17 protein-coding genes are annotated in these 20,983 nt (G+C 43.4%); 5 read left to right on the top strand and 12 right to left on the bottom strand.

The window, feature by feature from the left end:
- Positions 1-256 precede the first annotated feature (256 nt).
- Positions 257-601 (bottom strand): MmcQ/YjbR family DNA-binding protein, encoded by a 345-nt coding sequence (locus AC59GT_RS18780; RefSeq protein WP_497239081.1) that lies wholly within the window; start codon positions 599-601, stop codon positions 257-259.
- A 36-nt stretch (positions 602-637) separates the two neighbouring features.
- Positions 638-1,030 (bottom strand): large-conductance mechanosensitive channel protein MscL, encoded by a 393-nt coding sequence (gene mscL, locus AC59GT_RS18775; protein WP_497239080.1) that lies wholly within the window; start codon positions 1,028-1,030, stop codon positions 638-640.
- A 146-nt stretch (positions 1,031-1,176) separates the two neighbouring features.
- On the opposite strand from mscL, the gene rpoN reads away from it, so the two are divergent.
- The gene (gene rpoN / locus AC59GT_RS18770) at positions 1,177-2,649 is read left to right on the top strand and encodes an RNA polymerase factor sigma-54 (protein WP_117381200.1); all 1,473 of its coding nucleotides are present in this window, start codon (positions 1,177-1,179) and stop codon (positions 2,647-2,649) included.
- Between the two features lie 75 nt (positions 2,650-2,724).
- On the opposite strand, the gene AC59GT_RS18765 is transcribed toward rpoN, so the two are convergent.
- The 3 genes from AC59GT_RS18765 to AC59GT_RS18755 all read right to left on the bottom strand — a co-directional run bounded on the left by AC59GT_RS18765 (position 2,725) and on the right by AC59GT_RS18755 (position 8,036).
- A complete protein-coding gene (locus tag AC59GT_RS18765; protein ID WP_497239079.1) occupies positions 2,725-3,741 on the bottom strand; it encodes a PorP/SprF family type IX secretion system membrane protein in 1,017 nt (338 codons plus the stop codon).
- A complete protein-coding gene (locus AC59GT_RS18760; RefSeq protein ID WP_497239078.1) occupies positions 3,742-7,200 on the bottom strand; it encodes a PKD domain-containing protein in 3,459 nt (1,152 codons plus the stop codon). It abuts the gene before it with no gap.
- Between the two features lie 131 nt (positions 7,201-7,331).
- Positions 7,332-8,036 carry an NUDIX hydrolase gene (locus AC59GT_RS18755; RefSeq protein WP_117381197.1) on the bottom strand — a complete coding sequence of 235 codons (705 nt, stop codon included), beginning with the start codon at positions 8,034-8,036 and terminating at the stop codon, positions 7,332-7,334.
- 142 nt (positions 8,037-8,178) lie between these two features.
- On the opposite strand from AC59GT_RS18755, the gene AC59GT_RS18750 reads away from it, so the two are divergent.
- Genes AC59GT_RS18750 through AC59GT_RS18740 form a run of 3 tightly spaced genes read left to right on the top strand, consistent with a single transcriptional unit; the run spans position 8,179 to position 12,107 of the window.
- Positions 8,179-8,865 (top strand): ABC transporter ATP-binding protein, encoded by a 687-nt coding sequence (locus AC59GT_RS18750; RefSeq protein ID WP_497239077.1) that lies wholly within the window; start codon positions 8,179-8,181, stop codon positions 8,863-8,865.
- 5 nt (positions 8,866-8,870) lie between these two features.
- A complete protein-coding gene (locus tag AC59GT_RS18745; RefSeq protein WP_497239076.1) occupies positions 8,871-11,423 on the top strand; it encodes an ABC transporter permease in 2,553 nt (850 codons plus the stop codon).
- Between the two features lie 9 nt (positions 11,424-11,432).
- Positions 11,433-12,107, top strand: coding sequence for an arylesterase (locus AC59GT_RS18740; protein WP_497239075.1), 675 nt, complete (start codon positions 11,433-11,435; stop codon positions 12,105-12,107).
- 95 nt (positions 12,108-12,202) lie between these two features.
- Here the strand turns inward: AC59GT_RS18740 and fucP are convergent, their stop codons facing one another.
- Both fucP and AC59GT_RS18730 read right to left on the bottom strand, forming a co-directional pair.
- The gene (gene fucP / locus AC59GT_RS18735; protein WP_497239074.1) at positions 12,203-13,483 is read right to left on the bottom strand and encodes an L-fucose:H+ symporter permease; all 1,281 of its coding nucleotides are present in this window, start codon (positions 13,481-13,483) and stop codon (positions 12,203-12,205) included.
- Between the two features lie 40 nt (positions 13,484-13,523).
- A complete protein-coding gene (locus tag AC59GT_RS18730; RefSeq protein ID WP_497239073.1) occupies positions 13,524-14,681 on the bottom strand; it encodes a glycoside hydrolase family 172 protein in 1,158 nt (385 codons plus the stop codon).
- Between the two features lie 54 nt (positions 14,682-14,735).
- On the opposite strand from AC59GT_RS18730, the gene AC59GT_RS18725 reads away from it, so the two are divergent.
- Positions 14,736-16,112: a DEAD/DEAH box helicase gene (locus AC59GT_RS18725; protein WP_497239072.1), complete on the top strand. Its 1,377-nt coding sequence runs from the start codon at positions 14,736-14,738 to the stop codon at positions 16,110-16,112.
- Here AC59GT_RS18725 and AC59GT_RS18720 read toward each other — a convergent pair.
- The 5 genes from AC59GT_RS18720 to AC59GT_RS18700 all read right to left on the bottom strand — a co-directional run bounded on the left by AC59GT_RS18720 (position 16,109) and on the right by AC59GT_RS18700 (position 20,923).
- Positions 16,109-16,345 carry a VF530 family protein gene (locus AC59GT_RS18720; RefSeq protein ID WP_497239071.1) on the bottom strand — a complete coding sequence of 79 codons (237 nt, stop codon included), beginning with the start codon at positions 16,343-16,345 and terminating at the stop codon, positions 16,109-16,111. The two genes, AC59GT_RS18725 and AC59GT_RS18720, sit on opposite strands and share 4 nt — an antisense overlap.
- A 5-nt stretch (positions 16,346-16,350) precedes the next feature.
- On the bottom strand, positions 16,351-17,010 hold the full coding sequence (locus AC59GT_RS18715; RefSeq protein ID WP_497239070.1) for a beta/alpha barrel domain-containing protein: 660 nt from the start codon (positions 17,008-17,010) through the stop codon (positions 16,351-16,353).
- Positions 17,011-17,021: 11 nt separating this feature from the next.
- Positions 17,022-18,431 (bottom strand): glucuronate isomerase, encoded by a 1,410-nt coding sequence (uxaC, locus tag AC59GT_RS18710; protein ID WP_497239069.1) that lies wholly within the window; start codon positions 18,429-18,431, stop codon positions 17,022-17,024.
- Positions 18,432-18,690: 259 nt separating this feature from the next.
- Positions 18,691-19,164 carry a DUF4920 domain-containing protein gene (locus tag AC59GT_RS18705; RefSeq protein ID WP_497239068.1) on the bottom strand — a complete coding sequence of 158 codons (474 nt, stop codon included), beginning with the start codon at positions 19,162-19,164 and terminating at the stop codon, positions 18,691-18,693.
- Positions 19,165-19,228: 64 nt separating this feature from the next.
- The gene (locus AC59GT_RS18700) at positions 19,229-20,923 is read right to left on the bottom strand and encodes a S41 family peptidase (protein ID WP_497239067.1); all 1,695 of its coding nucleotides are present in this window, start codon (positions 20,921-20,923) and stop codon (positions 19,229-19,231) included.
- Positions 20,924-20,983: the final 60 nt, after the last annotated feature.

Raw genomic sequence — 20,983 nt, 5'->3', positions numbered from 1 at the left:
CAGGATTATCAATAAATGTGTAAATTCATTCCAGTATTAACAATCAATAGTGTAAACTTTTTTTAGGACGGGTCAGTACTAAAACTGTGTCACCAAGTCGAAAAGTGTATCATGGTTTCAAAAACTGTAACACGGGTTTTGGTTAATTTACTGGATAATAGTGAATTAATCATTTTTTGACCTGAAAAAGTGTAACAGGTGTAACACCTTATTGTGATACAGTTTACAACATTACGGCGTAGTTTGCCACACTCCTTCAGTCCTCAAAGTTGATTAGCGCGGCGTACTTTCCCGGCGCAACTTCGCAGTAAGCAACCTTTAACAGTTCGGTACACATTTGGGGTGCGGCAATTTGCAGATCAATGTGGGTCCACCCTAATTTACCCCATTTGTTGGGCACCGGATAGACGCCGTTGTTTTCGCTAAGGCAGAAAACATCCTGGTCATTCGGCGACAGCTTTACCGTAGCCCGGCTTTGCCCCGGCACTATAGTGGCAAATATCTTCCCCGCTATCTTAAAGGACGTTTTCTCAAAGTGAGGCTCTTCAGTAGTGTCTGGCAGGGCAAGCGCCGCCATGCGAAATGTGGCGAAGTCCATCATACAGGCAAATTACCAGTCATCACTATTAACGATAGTTTACTTGTTCTGAGCAGCTAAGATATCGCGTATCTCTGCCAATAGCACTTCTTCTTTAGATGGCGCAGGTGGAGTGGCGGGTGCAACTTCTTCTTTTCTTTTGAAGCGGTTTATGGCAGTAATGACGATAAACAACGATAAGGCAATGATGATAAAGGATATCACCTGAGACAGGAAGTTACCGTATTTAATGGCCGTGCCGGGTATTACCAGCTGACTTAGATTAGAAAGATTAGCCGCCTTAAGGGCTGGTGTAAGTACAGCAGGCGTGATAATATCTTCCACAAGTGAACTAACTATCTTCCCAAAGGCGCCGCCAATTACAACAGCAACAGCTAAATCCAATACGTTGCCCTTAACGGCAAATTCTTTAAACTCTTTAACGAATCCCATAGCGCAGTTTTTTTTTTTAAAGTTACAATTATTAGCTACTCATGCAAACAAAACCAATTCAATTGCATTTAAAACTTACAATGCAATGCCACCTTATTATTTCCCAAGTTAAGGTAATTGGTGTACTTTTGCCCTTGCTTTAAATTATGCTTAAACAGAACCTTCAACAGAAACTTTTACAAAAGCTTTCACCGCAGCAGATACAATTTATAAAGTTGCTGCAGGTGCCTACTGTGTCGCTGGATACCCGTATTAAAGAGGAACTGGAGGAAAACCCTGCTCTTGAAGATATTAGTTTAACCAACCTTAACGAACCTGAAGAACAATATCCTGACCGCGATCCTGACGACGACTACAAAGGAGACGAGGAGAAAGGTGAGATGGATGAGTTTAACATTGACGACTACTTACAGGAAGATAACGTTAATGAATATGGTTCGCGGTATGACCAGAACGGGGATGATGATGATGAGCATAAGGAGATCCCGATAGCTGTACAAAGTTCTTTTTTTGAAAGCCTGCAGGCACAACTGGACCTACTCCCTGTATCTGACAAGGACTTTAAAATAGGCAAACAGATCATCGGCAGTCTTGATGACGATGGTTACCTACGCCGTCCTATCATGTCTTTAACCGATGATCTTGCTTTTTCGCAGAACGTAATGGCTGAGGACGAGGAAGTAGAAGACATGCTGAAGGTAATTCAAAGCTTTGACCCTCCAGGCGTTGGCGCGCGAAGCTTACAGGAATGTTTGCTGATACAGTTGAGGAGAAAAGATCAAAATGATCCAATCATCAAAAAGGCGATGACCGTTGTTGAAGATTATCTTGACGAGTTTACCCGCAAGCATTACGACAAGCTAGAGCGCTCGTTAAACATGAACTCGCAGGAACTGCGTGGCGTGGTAAACGAGATATTAAAACTTAATCCCAAACCTGGCGATAGCAACGAAGTAAGCACCAAGCAACTGCAGGTTATTCCCGATTTCCATATCACCAATAATGATGGGGTTCTTATACTCACTCTTAATTCTAAAAATGCACCGGAATTAAAGGTAAGCCGCTCCTACCAGGAAATGTTCCAGCATTACGAAAAAGCTTCGCAGAAAGACAAAAAGTTGAAAGAAGCTGTGCAGTTTGTTAAGCAAAAGCTTGATTCTGCCAAATGGTTTATCGACGCAATTAAGCAGCGCCAGCAAACGCTGCTGAAGACCATGAATGCCATTATGCAATATCAGTATGATTTCTTCCTGACAGGTGACGACAAAAACCTGCGGCCTATGATCTTAAAAGATATCGCAGACCGTATCGGCATGGACATCTCTACCGTATCACGTGTAGCAAACTCCAAGTATGTACAAACAGAGCATGGCACGTTCTTGCTAAAATCCTTTTTCAGCGAAGCCATACAAACAGAAAGTGGTGAAGAGGTGTCCAACAAAGAAGTTAAGAAAATACTAGAAGAGCATATAGGTAAAGAAGATAAACGCCATCCGCTTGCTGACGAAAAGCTCACGGACATACTCAAAGATGCAGGTTACAACATAGCAAGGCGCACCGTAGCAAAATATCGCGAACAAATGAATATACCTGTAGCAAGGCTGAGAAAAGAACTCTAGGTTAACTGTGGTTCTAGATAAAACAGAAAAGGCTGCTTCACATTTGTAAAGCAGCCTTTTCTGTTACAACGGATTTTACCACCCATGCTGCGGGCTTGTTAACTTATATCTGTTGTTTAATAATATACCCAACACTATCTCGTGCGATCCGTTACTTACCGTACGAAGGGCGGATGTGGTAACATCATAAGAATAGCCAACATTCACTACAGAACTTAAATTAAAGCCGGCAAGAACGGCATAAGAGTCATCCTTACGGAAAGAACCACCAAACCAAAACCTGTCGCGGAAAGAGAGCTTCATGTTTATATCGAAAGAGATCGGCGCCGGATCAATAAACTTTAACAGCGCAGATGGTAATAGAGTAACATCATCTGACAGGAAGAACTTGTAGCCACCAGTCGCAAAAAAGTGTGGCACTGTTTTGCTTTGGTTAGCTGTGTTTCCGGTAGTTATATAAAGATTCTGAGGCAGGATCTGCTGTGCTGATACGCCGAAATAATAATTTGATGAATACGCCCAGATACCTACACCAAGATCAGGTTTCCACTGACTGTTGTTGATGTTGTTAAGCGTAGGGTCATTAGGATCCTCCAGTGTTATCAGGTCAGTGTTCAAGTTGATATGATTTACCCCCGCCGAAATCCCTACAGAAAGGTTTAGCTTTTCAGTTAATCCCAAATGATAAGCGTAATTAGCGTTGATGTTTGTTTGGGTAATTGGCCCCGCTTTGTCAGACACCACCATAAAACCAATACCATGATGCGGTTCAGCCGCGCGGTAGTACTGGGTGTATAACCTGCTTGATGGGTTTTCGCCGCCCGAAGCAGGGAAAGCGGTTGCGTCACCTTGTAGGAAGTTATCACCAATTGGCGCACTTATGCTAAAATAGCTGGTAACAGGTGCACCTTGCAAGCCAGTCCACTGGCTGCGGTATCCCAGTTTAGCATCGGTATAATTCTCGATGCCGCTTACTGCAGGATTCAAAAGCAGATTATTGAACACGTATTGTGTATACTGCGGGCGCTGCTGTGCTTCTGCCAAACTGAAACACATCTGCAACACAAGCAAGAAAAGTAAAATTCTCTTCATTTATCTGATGATTGTAACATTGCCCGAAATAAGCCCACGGCCGTTCTTCGGGTCTATGATATAGTAATAGGTTCCTGCGGGTAAATTTGTTCCGTTGCGCGTACCATCCCAGGGAATGCCGTAACCAACAGACGAATATACCTTTTCTCCGTATCTGTTGTATACATTAACCGTATTTCCGGGGTAAGTTTCCAAATATTTTATCTTCCAGGTATCATTTATACCGTCACCGTTAGGTGTAAAAGTGTTGCTAATATTTAAGTTCTTAAGTACAGTTACTTTCACCTGATCTTCGGTGCTGCACCCATCACTGCTTGTAGCCGTTAAAGTATAAACTTTATCTTCGGTAGCTGTTACCATCGGCCTTAGAGAACTATCGTTATCTAAACCTAATAACGGCGACCATTTGTAGATCAAGTTTTTGCCTGTAGCTGTTGCTTTAAGCAAAACAGAGCCGCCCTCAAGAACCGTTACATCATCACCGGCGTTAATAACGGGTGCCTGTAACACTTCAATGTCCTGCGTAGCGCTAAAGTCGCAGCCATTAGTTGAAATGAATCTGTATTTAATAGTAGTGGTACCTGCACCAGCTAAAGCGGGGTCAAATACCCCGGCTTGACTGACTCCCTTCCCGCTAAAAGTTCCAGTTCCTGGTAAACTTGTTTGTTGAACAACTAATTGGATTGACTTTGCATTCTGACATATTGTACCAACTTTCAGGATGTTTACATTTGGACTCGCTAAAACTTCAATATCCTGATCTGCAATGGCAAAACACGTCTGACCGGAATAAGCTTCCATATGCACTCTATAAACCTTTGATGCCGGGCTACTAAAAACATTATAGGCATGCATGTATTTTCGATTTTCAGGCATCTCCCCGCGGGTAAATTCTTCCTTATCCTGCGGATTGTTCTTGTAATCGTAATACCATACTATCCTGGTAATATCTCCAAAATTAACGCTGGATGCATCTTTGAACACCACCGGATTAGAGCTGCACAACGTGTTTTTATTTTCTACTTCAAAACTTGCTACTGGTTTATCTCCATTTACTTCGAATGATTGAGAGACACTATATTGGCAACCATTGGATGAAGTAGCCGTTAACGTTACTAAATATTCGCCAACACTGGTATACTTGTGTTTAGGGTTCTTTTCGGTGGATGTATTTGGATTACCAACACCAGCTTTGCTGTCACCAAAGTTCCAGAAATAGGTCAAAGCCTCCGTAGTTCCGTCTTCTGTTGTTGTTTCATTTGAAAATTGCGCAAAAGCATCTGAAAGGCAAACGTCTGGTGTTCTGAATTTCACATCCGGTGCGGGGAGTATCTGGATTATTTGACTGAATGTTTCACTACTGCAGCCGCTTTGCGTTAAAACGGTAAGGCTGACTGTATCCGTACCCGTCTTCTTAAACACATGCGTAAACGGCTTATTATCGTACTGGGTAATTATGGTCGAGTCGCCCATATTCCATATCCAACTGGCAATAGGAGCATCAGAGGAGACTGATTTATCAGTAACAATCGTTGTTTTTTTTGTGCAAACAGGCGCATCTACAGTAAACGAGGCTACTGGCTTTTTAGCTACAACAACATTAGTTTGAGTTGATGATGTACACTCGTTTGCATTCGTAACTGTGAGTACTACTGTATACCTGCCATTTGATTGATATTTATGAACCGGATTAGCCAAGGTTGATGTTGTGCCATCGCCAAAATCCCACACTCTGCTTTTGATGAGCGCTGAACTAACATCTGTACTATCGATAAAGTAAGTACTATCCCCTTCGCAAGCTCCATTATAAGCTATTTTAGTCTTAGGTACATCGGTTACGCTAAAATCGAAATCTATGTCTGTCATAGAACCACACTCGTCAGCAACAGGATTTAGAACCGTTGCTGTTACCGAGTAATCACCAGCAGTATAATTGATTAATGTTGGATACTCATATGTATAAAGCGTTATACCATCCCTTACACTTGTGGAAGTAATTACAGGATTGTTTATCGTCACCGGGTCACTTCCGTTATCAAGCTTCCATTTTATACTATTTGTTTGGTACGGTAATGTCAACTGAAGTTTGTAATTGATACTGGAACAGCCGTTTAAATATAATGTGCCATTCCCGGGATCCTTAAATAAAATATTCTGATTAAGATTGGCAAGGTTTGCACCTGCGGCATACCCATAGCTCTCATGCTGGCCAAAGCCATAAGCGATTGCATTAAAACCACCATCAGCAGACATCGTGTGGACACCTGATGTTAATGGCACTTGTGCGTAAGAATATGTGTTGTCCGCATCAAGCAAAGTAAAATCTGTATAAAGCTTACCATCCACCCTGAAGCTCCCTTTTGCTGTTGTTTTTATGATAACGTTAGCAAAATGCTTAAATATCGCAAAATTACCTGTTGAGTTGAGTATGACGTGATCGAGGGTTTGTTCAAGCGGAGTTAGGTAGATCATTTCAGGATCACCAATATCGCTCTTGTCAATTTCACATTCATCCGTGTTAGTACGTCCTTGAGTTACGGCGTACTGTACTACCTGTATGGGCTTATTTGCTGTAACGAGGCTGGGTTTACTCGTCCAAAACTCGTAAAACTTAGGAGACCAAAACTCTGCTTTATCTACACTTTGCCCATTAATTTTAATCTCAGTATCCACATCGTCAATGACCACTCTAAAAATATCATAGTCTCTGCCTTTTAAAGGAACAGTTAAGTAGGTTTTGCCCCATGACGATGTGGGATAAACCTGTTGAAATAAATTATCAGACGAATAATCTACGTTTCCAATACACCCTATACCAATTCTTGTACTTCCTGAATACACAGCAATTTTCTTGCACTCCCCGTCAATTGTGCTTATAGATTTTATTGTAGTACCTGTAAGGTCTTGGTCAGACAACCCTTGATATAGTTCTCCTTTATTTAACAACAGTCTGAAAGTCTCGCCAGCGGGGTGCCCATCTTTTAGCTTATTACCAGGAGTTATTTCCACTGTAGTTTTATCTTCAGTAGCGATAACCATAAATGTTGAAAATGTATTTTTTTTGTTTGAAGCCTGGAAATAATTAATTGAATAATAGTTTTTTCCCAACGCATTAACAGGCAAAATAAGTGTTGCACCCGATACATTTTGAGCGTAGATGTGCCCAAAAACAGCTATCTTCTTTTGAGAGGTGATATGCAGACCTTTTTTATACTTCCCTGAGGCTTGTACATATGCACTTACCGGAATTCTTATTTCAATAAGCTTTCCTCGTTTAACATTAAAATCGTAAGAATAACTGCTGTCTGCAAGTGATATATTACCCTTAGTATCAAAGTCAGATGTAATATAAACAACCATATTGCTGCCTTCGCCTGCTGGAAGATCATGTGCCATATAGGCTGTCCAAAATTCTTTGCCCTGGTTAGTTGTACCCTGGGCAAAAACGCTTGAGCACATGCAAAACAACGCTGCAATAGTTAAACTTATCGCCTTTATTAGGTTCAATATAAATTTAATATCTGCTTATACTTTGATGGAAGCAAGTTAAAAGTACAAATTAATTGATTAATAAATGCCGCTATGCTGAGTTAAAAAAACTTGTCTGGATTAGGTACCAGATTAAGAAATTTATCAAAGTTTTCTTCGTAGTGAGATTGATCTAACTTATAATAAAAAGCACCCTTTTTTGATGACAGTTTATCCTTTTCGTCCAACTTTACTAAAAGGCCGGTAGAAAGCAGTTTCCGGCTGAAATTGCGATCGTCAAACTTGGTTTGATACACGCCCTCGTAAAGCGCTTGCAGCTGTGGTATTGTAAATTTCCCAGGTAACAGTTGAAATAATATGGGGTGCAAGGCCGCTTTGTAGCGCAGTTGTTTTAGTGCCCCTTTAACCATTTCAGTATGGTCAAACACTAGATGCGGTATCTCATCAAGCAGGAACCATTCCGGACTGTGCTCCGCGGTTAGCTGCTCCTCGTACTGGTGGATGTCTATTAAGGCAAAATAAGCTACCGCCAGGGTACGTTCCACCGGATCGCGGTTAGGATCACCAAATACTTTAAACTGCTCCATGTACACATTCTTCAGGCCGGTGTAATCTTCCAGTATCCTGTTTGCGGCATCTTCAGGCGACTCAGTTGGATTAATAAATCCTCCCATAAGGCTCCACTTGCCAAGTTCCGGGGCTAATCGTCTTTTAACCAGTAACAATTTAACCTTTACACCATCAAACCCAAATATGATGCAGTCTACTGCTACTAAAATTCTTTGTTGTCCCGAATACTTATGCATGAGTGTAGTTTATACGCAATTGTAAAGAAAAGATAATCATTTTAAAAACACTTAGTTTATGTAATGCTTTTGTAACTAAATATTTCACAGCCAAAAGCTCTAAATAAAACTTTGATATTTAACAACCTTCATTATACATAGCTTGGAAACAATATTAAATATATCGGCCGTAAGTAAAACTTATAAAAGTGCCGGGCGCAGTTTAACTGTGCTCGATAATGTAAATTTCGCTATTGCTGCAGGGTCTACCAACGCTATCGTAGGCCCATCTGGTAGTGGCAAAACAACTCTGCTTGGCCTTTGCGCCGGGCTGGACAGTGCAAGCAGTGGAACAGTAGAACTAAGCGGTGTAAACCTTACCGGTTTAAGTGAAGACAAGCGTGCACAAGTTCGCAATCAGCACGTTGGCTTCATCTTTCAAAACTTTCAACTACTACCTACCCTGACTGCTTTAGAAAACGTAATGGTTCCCCTTGAGCTCCGCGGAGAACGGAACATTAAAGCACGTTCTTTAGAGCTGCTGGACAAAGTAGGCCTTGCTGATCGGGGACACCACTACCCTGCCCAACTGTCCGGAGGTGAGCAACAAAGAGTATCGCTGGCAAGGGCGTTCTCAAATTCGCCGAAAATTTTGTTTGCTGATGAACCTACGGGCAACCTTGATGCTGAGACAAGCGAAAGAGTTGTAAAGCTAATATTCGACCTAAATAGAGAGGCGGGAACCACGCTGGTATTGGTAACACATGATCCGGAACTGGCTGCTAAAACGCAGCGCATTCTCAGAATAAAGGGCGGCAAATTGGTGTCTGATGATAAAACCGGTAACTAAAGCCCATGGAAAACCTGATTTATAACCGTGGGATTAACTTTGGCTGGCTATTTAAAATGGCATGGCGGGATAGCCGACGTAACCGAGCCCGGCTGTTGCTGTTTATTTCATCAATAATTTTTGGCATTGCTGCCCTGGTTGCTATATACTCTTTTAAATACAATATTCAAAATGATGTAGATGAGCAAGCCGCTACCTTAATTGGTGCCGATCTTACGGTAAACGGCAATAAGCAACCAGACAAAACACTCCAGAAGTTTTTAGACTCGTTAGGCGGCGACCGTTCTGAGGAACGTGCATTTGTATCCATGGTTTACTTTCCACGTACCAACGGCACCAGGCTTACGCAAGTAAAGGCTTTACAGGGCAACTTCCCATACTATGGCTCATTGGAGACCATGCCCTTAAGTGCAGGTACGTCGTTCAAGACAGGACAATATGCCTTGGTGGATAAAACGCTAATGCTACAGTTTAATGTAAAAGTGAATGATACCGTACGCATCGGCAATTCAGCGTTTGTAATCGCGGGCGCGTTGGACAAAGCACCCGGACAAACGGGCATCTCCTCGGGTGTGGCTCCGGTGGTTTACATACCTATGCGATATTTGCAGCAGACCGGATTGATGCAAAAAGGAAGCCGTATAAACTACAGCTACTACTTTAAGGTACCAGCCGGTACTAATATGGACAAGCTTAGCAAGCGCATAGAGGCTGTAACTGAAAAGGCAGACTTTAACTACGACACTATAGCTACCCGGAAAGAAAACACAGGTCGTTCTTTTGGCGATCTCTCTCGCTTTCTTTCACTTGTGGGGTTCATTGCCTTGCTACTCGGCTGTGTTGGCGTGGCCAGCGCTATAAACATTTACATCCGAGAGAAGATTGCCTCTATTGCTATCATGCGCTGCATGGGGGTAAAATCGTCAGAAGCGTTCCTAATCTACCTTATTCAAATATTAGGTATTGGGCTAATTGGTTCGATAGCCGGTGCTTTACTTGGATCTGCGATCCAGCGTTTATTGCCAATGGTATTAAAGGACTTTTTACCTGTTGAAATCTCAACCAACATATCCTGGTTGGCTGTCGGGCAGGGAATTGGTTTGGGAGTGGTAATATCAATACTATTTGCTTTATTACCGCTCATCAATATCCGTAACATATCTCCGTTGAATACGCTCAGGATGTCTTTTGATGAGGTGAATACCCGGCGCGATCCATTGCGTTGGCTGGTGTATCTGCTGGTGGTACTTTTTGTAGTAGCATTCTCCTACTTGCAGCTAAACGACTGGATGGGTGCCATAGTGTTCACCATCGGGATAGTCATTGCTTTTCTCATACTTACTGCAATTGCGTGGTTGCTTATCCGCTTTACCAGGCTGCTGGTTATGAGTTCCTGGAGCTACATCTGGCGGCAGGGCTTTGCAAACCTCTACAGACCCAACAACCAAACCATCATCCTTACGGTTTCTATCGGTTTAAGTACAGCTTTTATATGCACACTGTTCTTGATACAACAACTACTTATTAGCCAGGTATCTCTTTCTTCAAGCGGCAATCAAAGCAATATGATATTGTTTGATATCCAAAGCAGCCAGAAAAAAGCAATAGCTGAGCTTACAAAAAAAGAAGGTTTACCGGTATTGTCGCAGGTACCGATCATAACGATGCGACTGGATAAAGTAAACGGGCATACAGCTGCTGAAGCTAAAAAAGACAGCAATCTGCATATATCACCGCGCGCGTTCTCTTACGAGTACCGCGTTACCTATCGCGATTCGTTAACATCATCTGAACAGGTGACCAGCGGCGAGTTTATAGGAAAGGCCGAGCAGGGAAAAGACATTCCGGTATCTGCTGAAGAACGTTTTGCTAAGCGCATCAATGTAAAAGTAGGCGACAAACTGGTGTTTAATGTACAGGGTGTGCAGATGCCTGCATATGTAAGCAGCATACGTAAAGTAAACTGGAATAAAATCTCAACCAATTTCCAGGTTGTTTTTCCTGCTGGTGCCCTGGAGGATGCTCCGCAGTTTAACGTGTTGCTTACTCACGTTCCATCTGAAAAAGTATCTGCGAAGTATCAGCAAGCGGTTGTCCAGCGCTTTCCAAACATCTCCATGATTGATCTCGGCTTGGTGCTTACTGTTTTGGACGAGTTGCTGGGTAAGATTGGCTATGTGATCAAGTTCATGAGCGGTTTTAGCATTATTACGGGCATCATCGTGTTGATATCATCTGTTCGCATCAGTAAGTACCAACGCATACAGGAAAGCGTTTTACTAAGAACGCTGGGGGCCAGCCGCGGACAGATATTCTCCATAACCGCATTGGAGTATTTATTCTTGGGTGCTTTATCAGCATTAACGGGAGTAATTATCGCAATAGCATCAAGCTGGCTGTTAGCCAGCTATAGTTTTGATATGCCGTATAAAGTTAATTTCATGCCTGTGGCAATCATCTTCTCCGCAATAACGTTATTAACGGTAATTATAGGGCTGCTTAATAGTCGTGGTATATTAAACAAGCCACCTTTAGAAATACTGCGTGCAAACGCCTAATACGTAAACATGAAATCAAGGCTTAAAATAGGGGTACTTACTTGCTTAACCGTTGTTCTTGCTGCGTGCAATAGTAACACAAAGTTCTCCGAATCAGACACCACTAAGGCTGCTTCAGCAGCGTCGGCTCCTAAGAAAACTATACTAGTGTTCGGCGACAGCCTTACTGCCGGTTACGGGCTAGAAGATGTATCTGAAGCTTATCCCGGGGTTCTTCAAACAAAGATCGATTCTGCAAAGCTGCCTTATGAAATAGTGAACAGCGGAGTAAGCGGAGAAACATCTGCAGGAGGACTGGGAAGAATAGATTGGATATTGAAGCAGCCGGTAGACATATTTGTGCTAGAACTTGGCGCTAATGATGGCTTGCGTGGTTTACCTGTAAGCAGTACACAGTCCAATCTGCAAACCATTATCGACAAAGTAAAAACCAAGTATCCAAAAGCTAAATTAATGCTGTTGGGCATGCAGGTACCACCAAACATGGGCGGTACTTACGTTAAAGAATTTAAGGATATGTTCCCGAATCTTGCCAAAAAGAACAATATAACACTTGTACCATTCCTCTTGCAAGGCGTAGGTGGTGTAAAGAGTTTAAACCAGGCAGATGGCATACACCCTACAGCAGAAGGCGCTAAAATACTCGCCAATAACGTTTGGGCGGAGCTCAAAGGATTGTTGTAACTGAACGGCTTACAACGTTGTTTCCTTAAACAAACGCACAAAATAATTTTTCTGCGCGTTTGTTTATATCTAATTTTTATCTGTTTAGCTCTCCATTAGTGTCCGGCAACTACATCAACCTTCTTAACTTTAAGGTTGTTTAGTGCAAACAACAGGATAGCCGCAAAACTTATTCCGGGAACCAGGTAAGCAACCTGGATGTTGAACATGTCGGACACCCGGCCCATTATTGGCGGTAGTATAGCGCCACCCACAATACCCATGATCACAAGCGACGAACCGAGCTTTGTTTTATTGCCAAGGTTACGGATGCTCAACGAGAAAATTGTTGGGAACATGATAGACATAAAGAACCATACTGCCATTAACGTATATACAGCCTCCCTGCCATGCAGGTTTACAGCAAGCACAATTAGTACAACGTTTATTACCGCATAGGTAAGCAGCAACTTTACAGGGTTAAAAAACCGCATAAGGAACGTACCCACAAAGCGCCCGATCATGAAGCCTAAAAATGCAAGAGGAAGATATATAGTAGAGGCATCTTTCTCGGGTATCAATGCTACCTTTTCGCTAAAACGTATAAAAAAGCTGCTTACACAGGCCTGGCCACCTACATAGAAGAATTCGGCCAATACGCCTGTCATCAATTGCTTATTCTTTAACAATTCCGCTATACGGCTACCAAGCTGCCGACGTTCGTCGCCAAGGTCGTCTGCGTTTTCGTCTGTCACAGCAGGGAAGGCGGTCCGCCAAACAAGCACAGCAACAATAAACACCACTATACTTATTACAATGAAGGGTATTTGTACCGATGATGCTTCCTTATCCAGGTAAGCACCTAATTCCTGTGACGACATGGCCTTTTCTTCGGCCGCGGTAAGTGTTTTACCTGACAAAATAAACAGACCACCTAAAAGCGGACTTACCGTAGCTGCAAGACCGTTAAAAGATTGAGCAAAGTTTATGCGTTGCGTGGCGCTTGCCGGATCGCCAATAAGGGTAATCAACGGGTTTGCGGCAGTTTCTAAGAAAGCCATTCCGGAGAACACCACGAACAATGCGCCAAGGAAAAAGCCATATTCTCTTACAGCTGCTGCCGGGTAAAACAACAAGGCCCCAACCGAAAACAGCAAGAGCCCTAACACAATCCCACCTTTATAGCTATATCTTTTCATGAACAACGCTGCTGGAATAGGCATCAGGAAATAAGCGATATAGGAGGCAGAATCAATCAGTGAAGATTGAAAATCGGTAAGCTGACAAGCCTTTTTTAGATGCGGTATCAGTATAGGGTTAAGGTTCAACGCAAATCCCCATAAAAAGAATAGCGAAGTGATAAGCGCAACTGCAGCAAGGTTGTTATTTTTAGACATAATCAGATCTAATCGGTAATTTCGTGGGGTCAATATAGTACTAATTCACTTCCAATTCATCTTTAGCCGGCATTTTTGGAAACGGGCCATGCTGCCCCGTTTGGTACCAAAACACAACGGAGGCTATGTCGTCCTGTAAAGGCAAATACCTGCCTCCGCTGCGCCATCCTAACGCCTGTATGGTAACTTTAAGGTTCTTTTCAAATCGTATCGGATCAGCAATATGCCAGCGGTACATACCGAAGCGCTGGCCAACATTGTAGTGCCCGTCGCCACGTACCACCTGGTGCAATCCAGAATACGGTCCACTAAACTCCGTATAATCGGTGTATTCACTTCCATCCGGCCGCTTCTTACGCGAGTCGAAATTGTATGAACCGCAAAAATAGTCCTCAGTACCGGTGCCTATTATAGTAGGGTATTTTGTATCGTCATCCATAAAGAACTTGATTTCGCCCTCTCCCCACCAGCCGTTTTTGTTTGATCCATAAGCCAGGTAAGTGCCTACATACTGGCCCTTACCCCTAATGCTGTCTACCAAAACATAGTCCTTTTTATAAGGCAAAGGGTTTATACGCCTGAACTGCGCATGAAAATACCCCGCGTCATCAGGCACCCTGGTCAGCGTATAATTTACCTGGTAATAAAGCACCATGTCTTCGTCATCTATATTCTCCATCGTAATACGGCATTTTTTTCTGAAAGGCATTGGCCAATAACAGTTGAAAGCGCTACCGGGATTCACCACAACGGCTAGCGACGTAAGCGGCGAATACTTTCCCCAGCCCATGCAAAAGAAATCGCCAACAGGGGCTTCAACTGATGGTGTTGTTTCATCATCCCAGTAAAAGCGTATGATGGAATACCGCCAGTTACCGGTAGGTGTCATCCAGATGTGTTGTATAGCGCCTGAGCCATCAATTTCTGCAACGGTGTAAGTAGTGTGCTTTTTGATGATTATTGAAGGGCTCACTTTCCAAGTCTGTCCCAGATCACGGGAGGCGGCTGCACCTGTGCCGGTGGTTGCCATGCCGCCCTTTCCTTTTTCTCCTTTAAAGTTTTCGGGGCTGATGGATCTGCTCACCGCATCTGATGTCCGGAAGATGTTGCCCATGCCGTTGTTCAAGCCATCGTACTGCTGTGCTGCAGCTCCCAAGCCCAGCAATGCAAAAATTGCGGTAAAAAGGTGTTTTTTCATAATGTAGGTGTAATGGTTTATAAAGTTAAAAATAAACATTTTACATGCTAAGGTATGTCGACAAAGCTCATTTCGGAGCAGGTAACTAAATGTGTATCTTTGCCGCCTTACATTTTAAGTATGGTGTGGTCAGATAAGCTACGGCTGAACAAGCAATTAATTCGATCCGTTAATGAGGTTGGCTACACCAGCCCTACCGAACTACAGTCAAAAACAATCAACCGCATTATAGGTGGTCAAGACTTAATTGCCATAGCACCGGAAGAATGCGGCAAAACGACTACCATCGTGCTTGGCGCGTTAAACCGCTTTAGTTATAAACCCGATGGTGTGCCGCAAGTGCTGATACTGGTGCCAGATCAGGAGGCAGTGTTCGCAATGATCGCTCATTTTGATCTGCTTAATAAGAACTCCGCTATACGTATAGTTGGCCTTCACACAGGAGGGGGTGTAGACCAGCAAATGGACGACCTTACTGAAGGTGCAGATATTGTAATTGCCTCACCTGAAAGGGCCAGAGCTATTTATTTAAAGTTAGGATTGAACCTGAACAAAGTCACTTTATTTATTATAGATGATGCGCACGAGATAGTAAAACTTGGCTTACAGCTGCCCGTTACAGAGCTATCTAACAGCATTGATAAGTGCCAGCGCCTGGTGTTTAGCGAAGTGATGCATGATAAGCTGGAACGAATGATCATGCCGTTTATGAATACTCCGGCAGAGATTGAAGTGGATGGTTCATTCGACCATAAAATACCGACTTATCAGCAGCTGTTGTATCATGTACCCAACTTTGGCACAAAGTTAAATCTGCTTACATTGTTTATGCAAGACGATGAACTGTTTACTAAAACAGTGGTATTTGCCAATACAAAACAAACTGCTGAAAAGATTTACCAGCAACTACAAAACCGGCAACGTACAACAGTGATGCTGCTTGCTCCGGCCGCGTTCGACCTAAAAAAAGTAAGCGCAATAAGCGAGTTTACAGAGGATGAAAGCGCCCGTGTACTCATAATTGCGAATGAAAACGAACAGGAAACTGACCTGACCAACATACCTTTCATCATCCATTTTGACCTACCTGCAGAGAAAGACACGTTTATTAAACATGTAACTAAGGCGACCGACAGCAACGACGATGATACTGTGGCGATAACTTTTGCTACCGACATTGAATTAAACCAGGTTCGTAAGATTGAGCAGGCAACAGGGCAGAAAATGGAAGCCGGTGAGCTGCCCGAAGAGTTGGTGGTAGAAAAGGACCGCAAACAGAAGGAAGCTGAAAAGGAGAAAAAACCAGTCCGCACAGATCCTAACAAATACGTACCAGGCGAGGCTTTTCACACAAAGAAGCCTGAGAACGCCAAAACATTCAATTTCAGTTCAGGAGAGAAAGCTAAAATGAACAAGAAGCGCAAGCACTAGGCTTTATCGGCAGGCATTTGTTGGTGGAACTCTATATAAAGATCTTCCACTTTCTTGCGTGCCCAAGGCGTTTTGCGCAGGAATTTGAGGCTCGAGTTTATACTTGGATTATCCAAAAAACAGTTTATCCGGATACGATAACCAAGCTCCGGCCAACCAAAATAGTTCACCAAAGCCGTTAATATAGCTTCCAGGGTTTTACCGTGAAGTGGGTCTTTCGAGGTTTGCGGCATTGTCTTTATTTACTTAGCTGTACCAGTTCCAAGGCTTTAACGGTATTGGTATACAGCTGATCATACAGCCGCTCATCCAAAACCTTTTTACTAATAAGTTTACTCCCCAACCCTACAGCGCACACACCAGAACGGAACCAGGCTGATATGTTATCTGCCTCCAGCTCCACCCCACCGGTAGGTACAAATAGCTGCCCTGGAAACAATTCCCGTATAGAAGAGACAAATGCCGGCCCCAGGATATTAGCAGGGAAAAGCTTTATCAGCATGGCTTTATACTGCTGCGCAACATGTATTTCCGACGGTGTCATACAACCGGGAATATACAACAGCTTGTAGCTTGAAGTCACCTGAGCAACCTCGCTATCTATGATGGGTGATACTATGAAATCCGCTCCTGCATCAACAAACGCCTCCGCTTCAAGCCCGGTTTTAATGGTACCAATGCCCAGGTACATACCTGGCATATCTGCAGCAACAGCTTGTTTGATGATACGAAAGTTAGCTAATGCCTCTTTGCCCCTGTTTGTGTACTCCAGCGCCCTCACCCCTGCTTTATACAGCGTACGGGTAATTTCGAGGCTCACAGAGGCATCTTCGTAGAAAAACAGAGGTAATATACCCTGCGAAAGTATAGTGTCTAATACAGCTTCTTTATCGGCCATTTGAGCAATCGTTATTTTTTATCGAAATCAAAGTAGTTCTTGGCATTGTAGTAGCAAATGTCTTGTACAATTTTGCCGGTCCATTCCGGGTCATTAGGCAACTCGCCATTCTCAATGTCGTCACCAAATAAGTTGCAAAGTATCCTGCGGAAGTATTCGTGCCGCGGAAATGACATAAAACTGCGCGAATCTGTAAGCATACCCACCAAACGGCTAAGTAGCCCCATATTAGACAAGGCATTCATCTGCCTGATCATGCCATCTTTCTGATCCAGGAACCACCAAGCCGAACCCCACTGTATCTTGCCGGCAACCGAACCATCATTAAAGTTGCCGGCCATTGTTGCCATCAACTCATTATCAGCAGGGTTAAGATTATAGAGAATGGTTTTAGCCAGTTTATCTTCGCTGTCAAGCTTATCCAAAAACTTCGAAAGGCTTTTCCCCTGATGAAAGTCACCTATAGAGTCGCGACCAGTGTCGGGACCAGACTGCCTGAAGCCCCGCGTGCTATTATTACGTAACGCGCCAATATGGTACTGCTGCACCCACCCTTTCTCATGGTCCCAAACGGCAAACTGGTACAGCATGGCCGATTTAAATTTCACACTCTCCTGCACTGTTATTGGCTGATTGGAGCGTATTTTAGCAAAGATCTCAGACACTTCCTTCTCTGTGTAGTCCTCAGCGTACATCTGATCTATACCATGGTCAGACACACCGCAGCCCTGCCCTGCAAAGTAAGTGTGGCGCTTTTTTAAAGCAGACAGGTAACTGTACCAGTCAGGTATCTCACTATCAACAACTTTCTCCAACTGGTTGATGTAATTGTTCAATGCAGAAAGGCTATCGGTGTTCATGGCCTTATCCGGCCGAAACGCCGGCAGCACCCTAACGCCAAAGTTATCCTGACGTATTTTATGGTGATGTTCAAGGCTGTCCAGCGGATCATCCGTAGTGCAGATAACCTCAACATTGTTCCTGACTATTAGGTTTCTAACACTATATTCTTTACTGCGGAGCTTCTCGGTACAATCGTTATAAATATCATCAGCAGTGGATGGCATCAACCTTGATTTTATGCCGAAATAGCGCTGTAATTCCAAATGTGTCCAGTGATATAAAGGATTGCGAAGGGTGTAAGGTACCGTTGCCGCCCATTGCTCAAACTTCTCTTTATCGCTTTTACCACCGGTTATATAGCTCTCATCCACGCCGTTAGCCCGCATTGCCCGCCACTTGTAATGATCTCCGTGCAACCATATAGCAGTTAAATTATCGAAATTGATATCTCCGGCTATCTCATTTGGGGGTAAATGGCAGTGATAGTCAACAATGGGCATATGGGCCGCATAGTCGTGATAAAGGCGCTTTGCAGTCTCTGTTTGCAGTAAAAAATCCTCGTTGAGAAAGGTTTTCATGGTAGTAATATCCGGAGTTTTCAATTATAGGTTTATTCTGCCAAATAGCCTAAAACTTTTAACGAAAACGTTTCCGTTGATGTCGCCACTCTCTTCACGGAGGACCGGAGTTATCAGAATCCGTTAATAACCTCCATAACTGGTATGTTGCCATGAACCAAAATCTGCAGAAACCGCATTTTTTACTACAGCAATTTTGAAATAAAAAAAGCTGCTCCAAAATCCGGAACAGCTTTTTCATAACTTCTTTTCAGGGCTATTATTTTACCACAAGAACGCCGTCTGCCATAATGGAGATGTCCTTCTTCGGCTCGGTTATCTGGGCAATCTCTGCCTGGCTTTTGCCGGCGTCTTTAGCGTAGTGCACCAGGCGCTCTACTGATGTCTCCTTAACTTTGGCTTTACCTTCAACTACTACCGTTTTGCCAACAATGTTCTGTGGCATAAAGTAGGCGTAGTCTGTAAACTGCACCATTATGGTTTTGCCATTACCCTGGGCGAGTTTCATAAAGCAACCTTTCTTTTTACAAACTTCAACTACTGTTCCTGTCACCTTGCCGTTGTATACTGAGTCGGTGCTAAGGCTCGTTTTCAGGCTTTCGGTGCTGATGGCGTTATCGGCCGTAACTGTTTTGCCGTAGGTAATTCCCGCTGCAGCTGGGGTGATAGCAGTCTGCGCAAAAGCAACAACTGAAAAGCATAAGGTCAAAATAAGCAGGGTTAAGCGTTTCATTTCTGAATTAAATAGGTTTACAAATTGGGGCTTACACAAAAGTAATATTAATAGTCTGAAAACATTAATTCTTGAGCGCTTCTTTATAAGCCTGCTGCAGCAAGTAGTCCTTAGCTGAACGGATCTTCGCCGGCGTAAGTTTTACTTCCTTGTCCAGCTTTACACCTTTTCCTTCCTCAAAGCTTCCATTAAGTCCAATCACTTTAACTGCTGTGTACGAGCCTTGTATACCTCCGGGTATATCTATCCTGATCATGTTACCAGTTGTACCTGCGGTTTGCCTACCCATGATAATCGTATTAGGCCGCGTGCGCAGTTCCAGCGCGACACTTTCTGCCAGGCTTTGGGTATGCTCGTTCACCAGCACCACCAGCCTGCCTTTGTATAAAGGCAGGTTTAGCGTATCGGGCTCAGCAGGCAGTTGCTGCATATTGGCTTTAAATACCCCCGGATACTCCAGTACACCCTCGTAGTCGATTTCTGCCCTGCCCCTGTTCGCCATAATGCCCGGGAACATAGCTTGTACGATCTTGAATGACGGATAGTCGCGCATTTCCCAAATTACTCCTCTAGCATCTTTTATGGCTTCGTACATGTTTTTAAGGTTCTTTGTATCGGCTATCTCACATATCCGCACGTAAAATATACCATTCCCCATATCCTCCCACAACTTCGCGCGATGGCGTAAACGGTATTGGTACAATTCTCCATAGCTGTACATTTTGGCCTTACTTTCAATCACTTGCCCATTCCTGCTTAAAGTAACATTTACTATCTTAGTTGAATCGAACCGGAACAGGTTACGGCCAAGGTCTCGATGAAAAACAGCATTGTTAGTTCCCGTGGTGTAAGGTTTTATTTGCCGCTCGCGCTCTGCCACTGGTGTACCATTTATGGCAACAATCTCATCGCCTATTTCAAAATTGTTAGCCTTCATCAACGAATCGTACCTGCTGTAGCCAATGATATATTTCCCGCCAGCATAGTAGGTATCAAAGGGCATGTTCAAGAAGTCGCCATGTTTGGCGTTCCATTCTTTATTTAAAAACCAGCTGTGGCTGTCACGGATGCGGCAGGTAAGTTTCAGGAATGCTTCCCGGTATTGGTCAACATCGGCAGCATTCACGAACTGCGGTACAAATTCAGCCAGCACCTTATCCCAATCCGGGGTATTAACTGCTTTATGCGGATAAAAATAATTTACAATATTCCAAAAACGTGCTAACGCCAAAAAGCGGTGGGCCTCATCCGGGTAGTCGGGTTTCTCTATCATGTCCTCATTATGGAAGATATGATCGTAGGTATAGCCCCCCTCTTTATTGTTGATGTATTTGCTGGAATCAGGCAGGTGGTAACGGTACAAATTCACCAGTTCTTCCTTCAAACTCTTGGCAATAGTAAGCTTGTTGATGTCACGTTCGGTAAACACCCTAATGATGGAATCACCCTTAGGCTGAGTCTCACTTGTACTAACATTTGCTTTAGGTAAACCTTTGTACCATCTGATTAATAATTTGTTAAACTCTTCATCAGACTTAAGTTTCTTTATAGTTAAATAGCGTTTTGTGAGTTCCACGTCCCAGTCGGGGTGTCCTTTGGCTGCTTCCGGGTGATAATATTTCAAAAATCCCCAAACACGGGCGAAGATAGCCAACCTGCTGGTTTGTTCCCTGGTTTGAGCCACTGCATTCAAAGCAATAAGACTCATTAAGATGATAGTAGTAACGGTGCGCATTTTCATGCAGCAAACTTCCGTCATCTCCCCTACTCCGCCGGTATTAATTAGATGAACATGCCTTATGGACTGCCGAACCAAGGA

Source organism: Mucilaginibacter sp. 320_HR (genome assembly GCF_059691875.1).
This window is presented reverse-complemented; position numbering and strand designations above follow the sequence as displayed.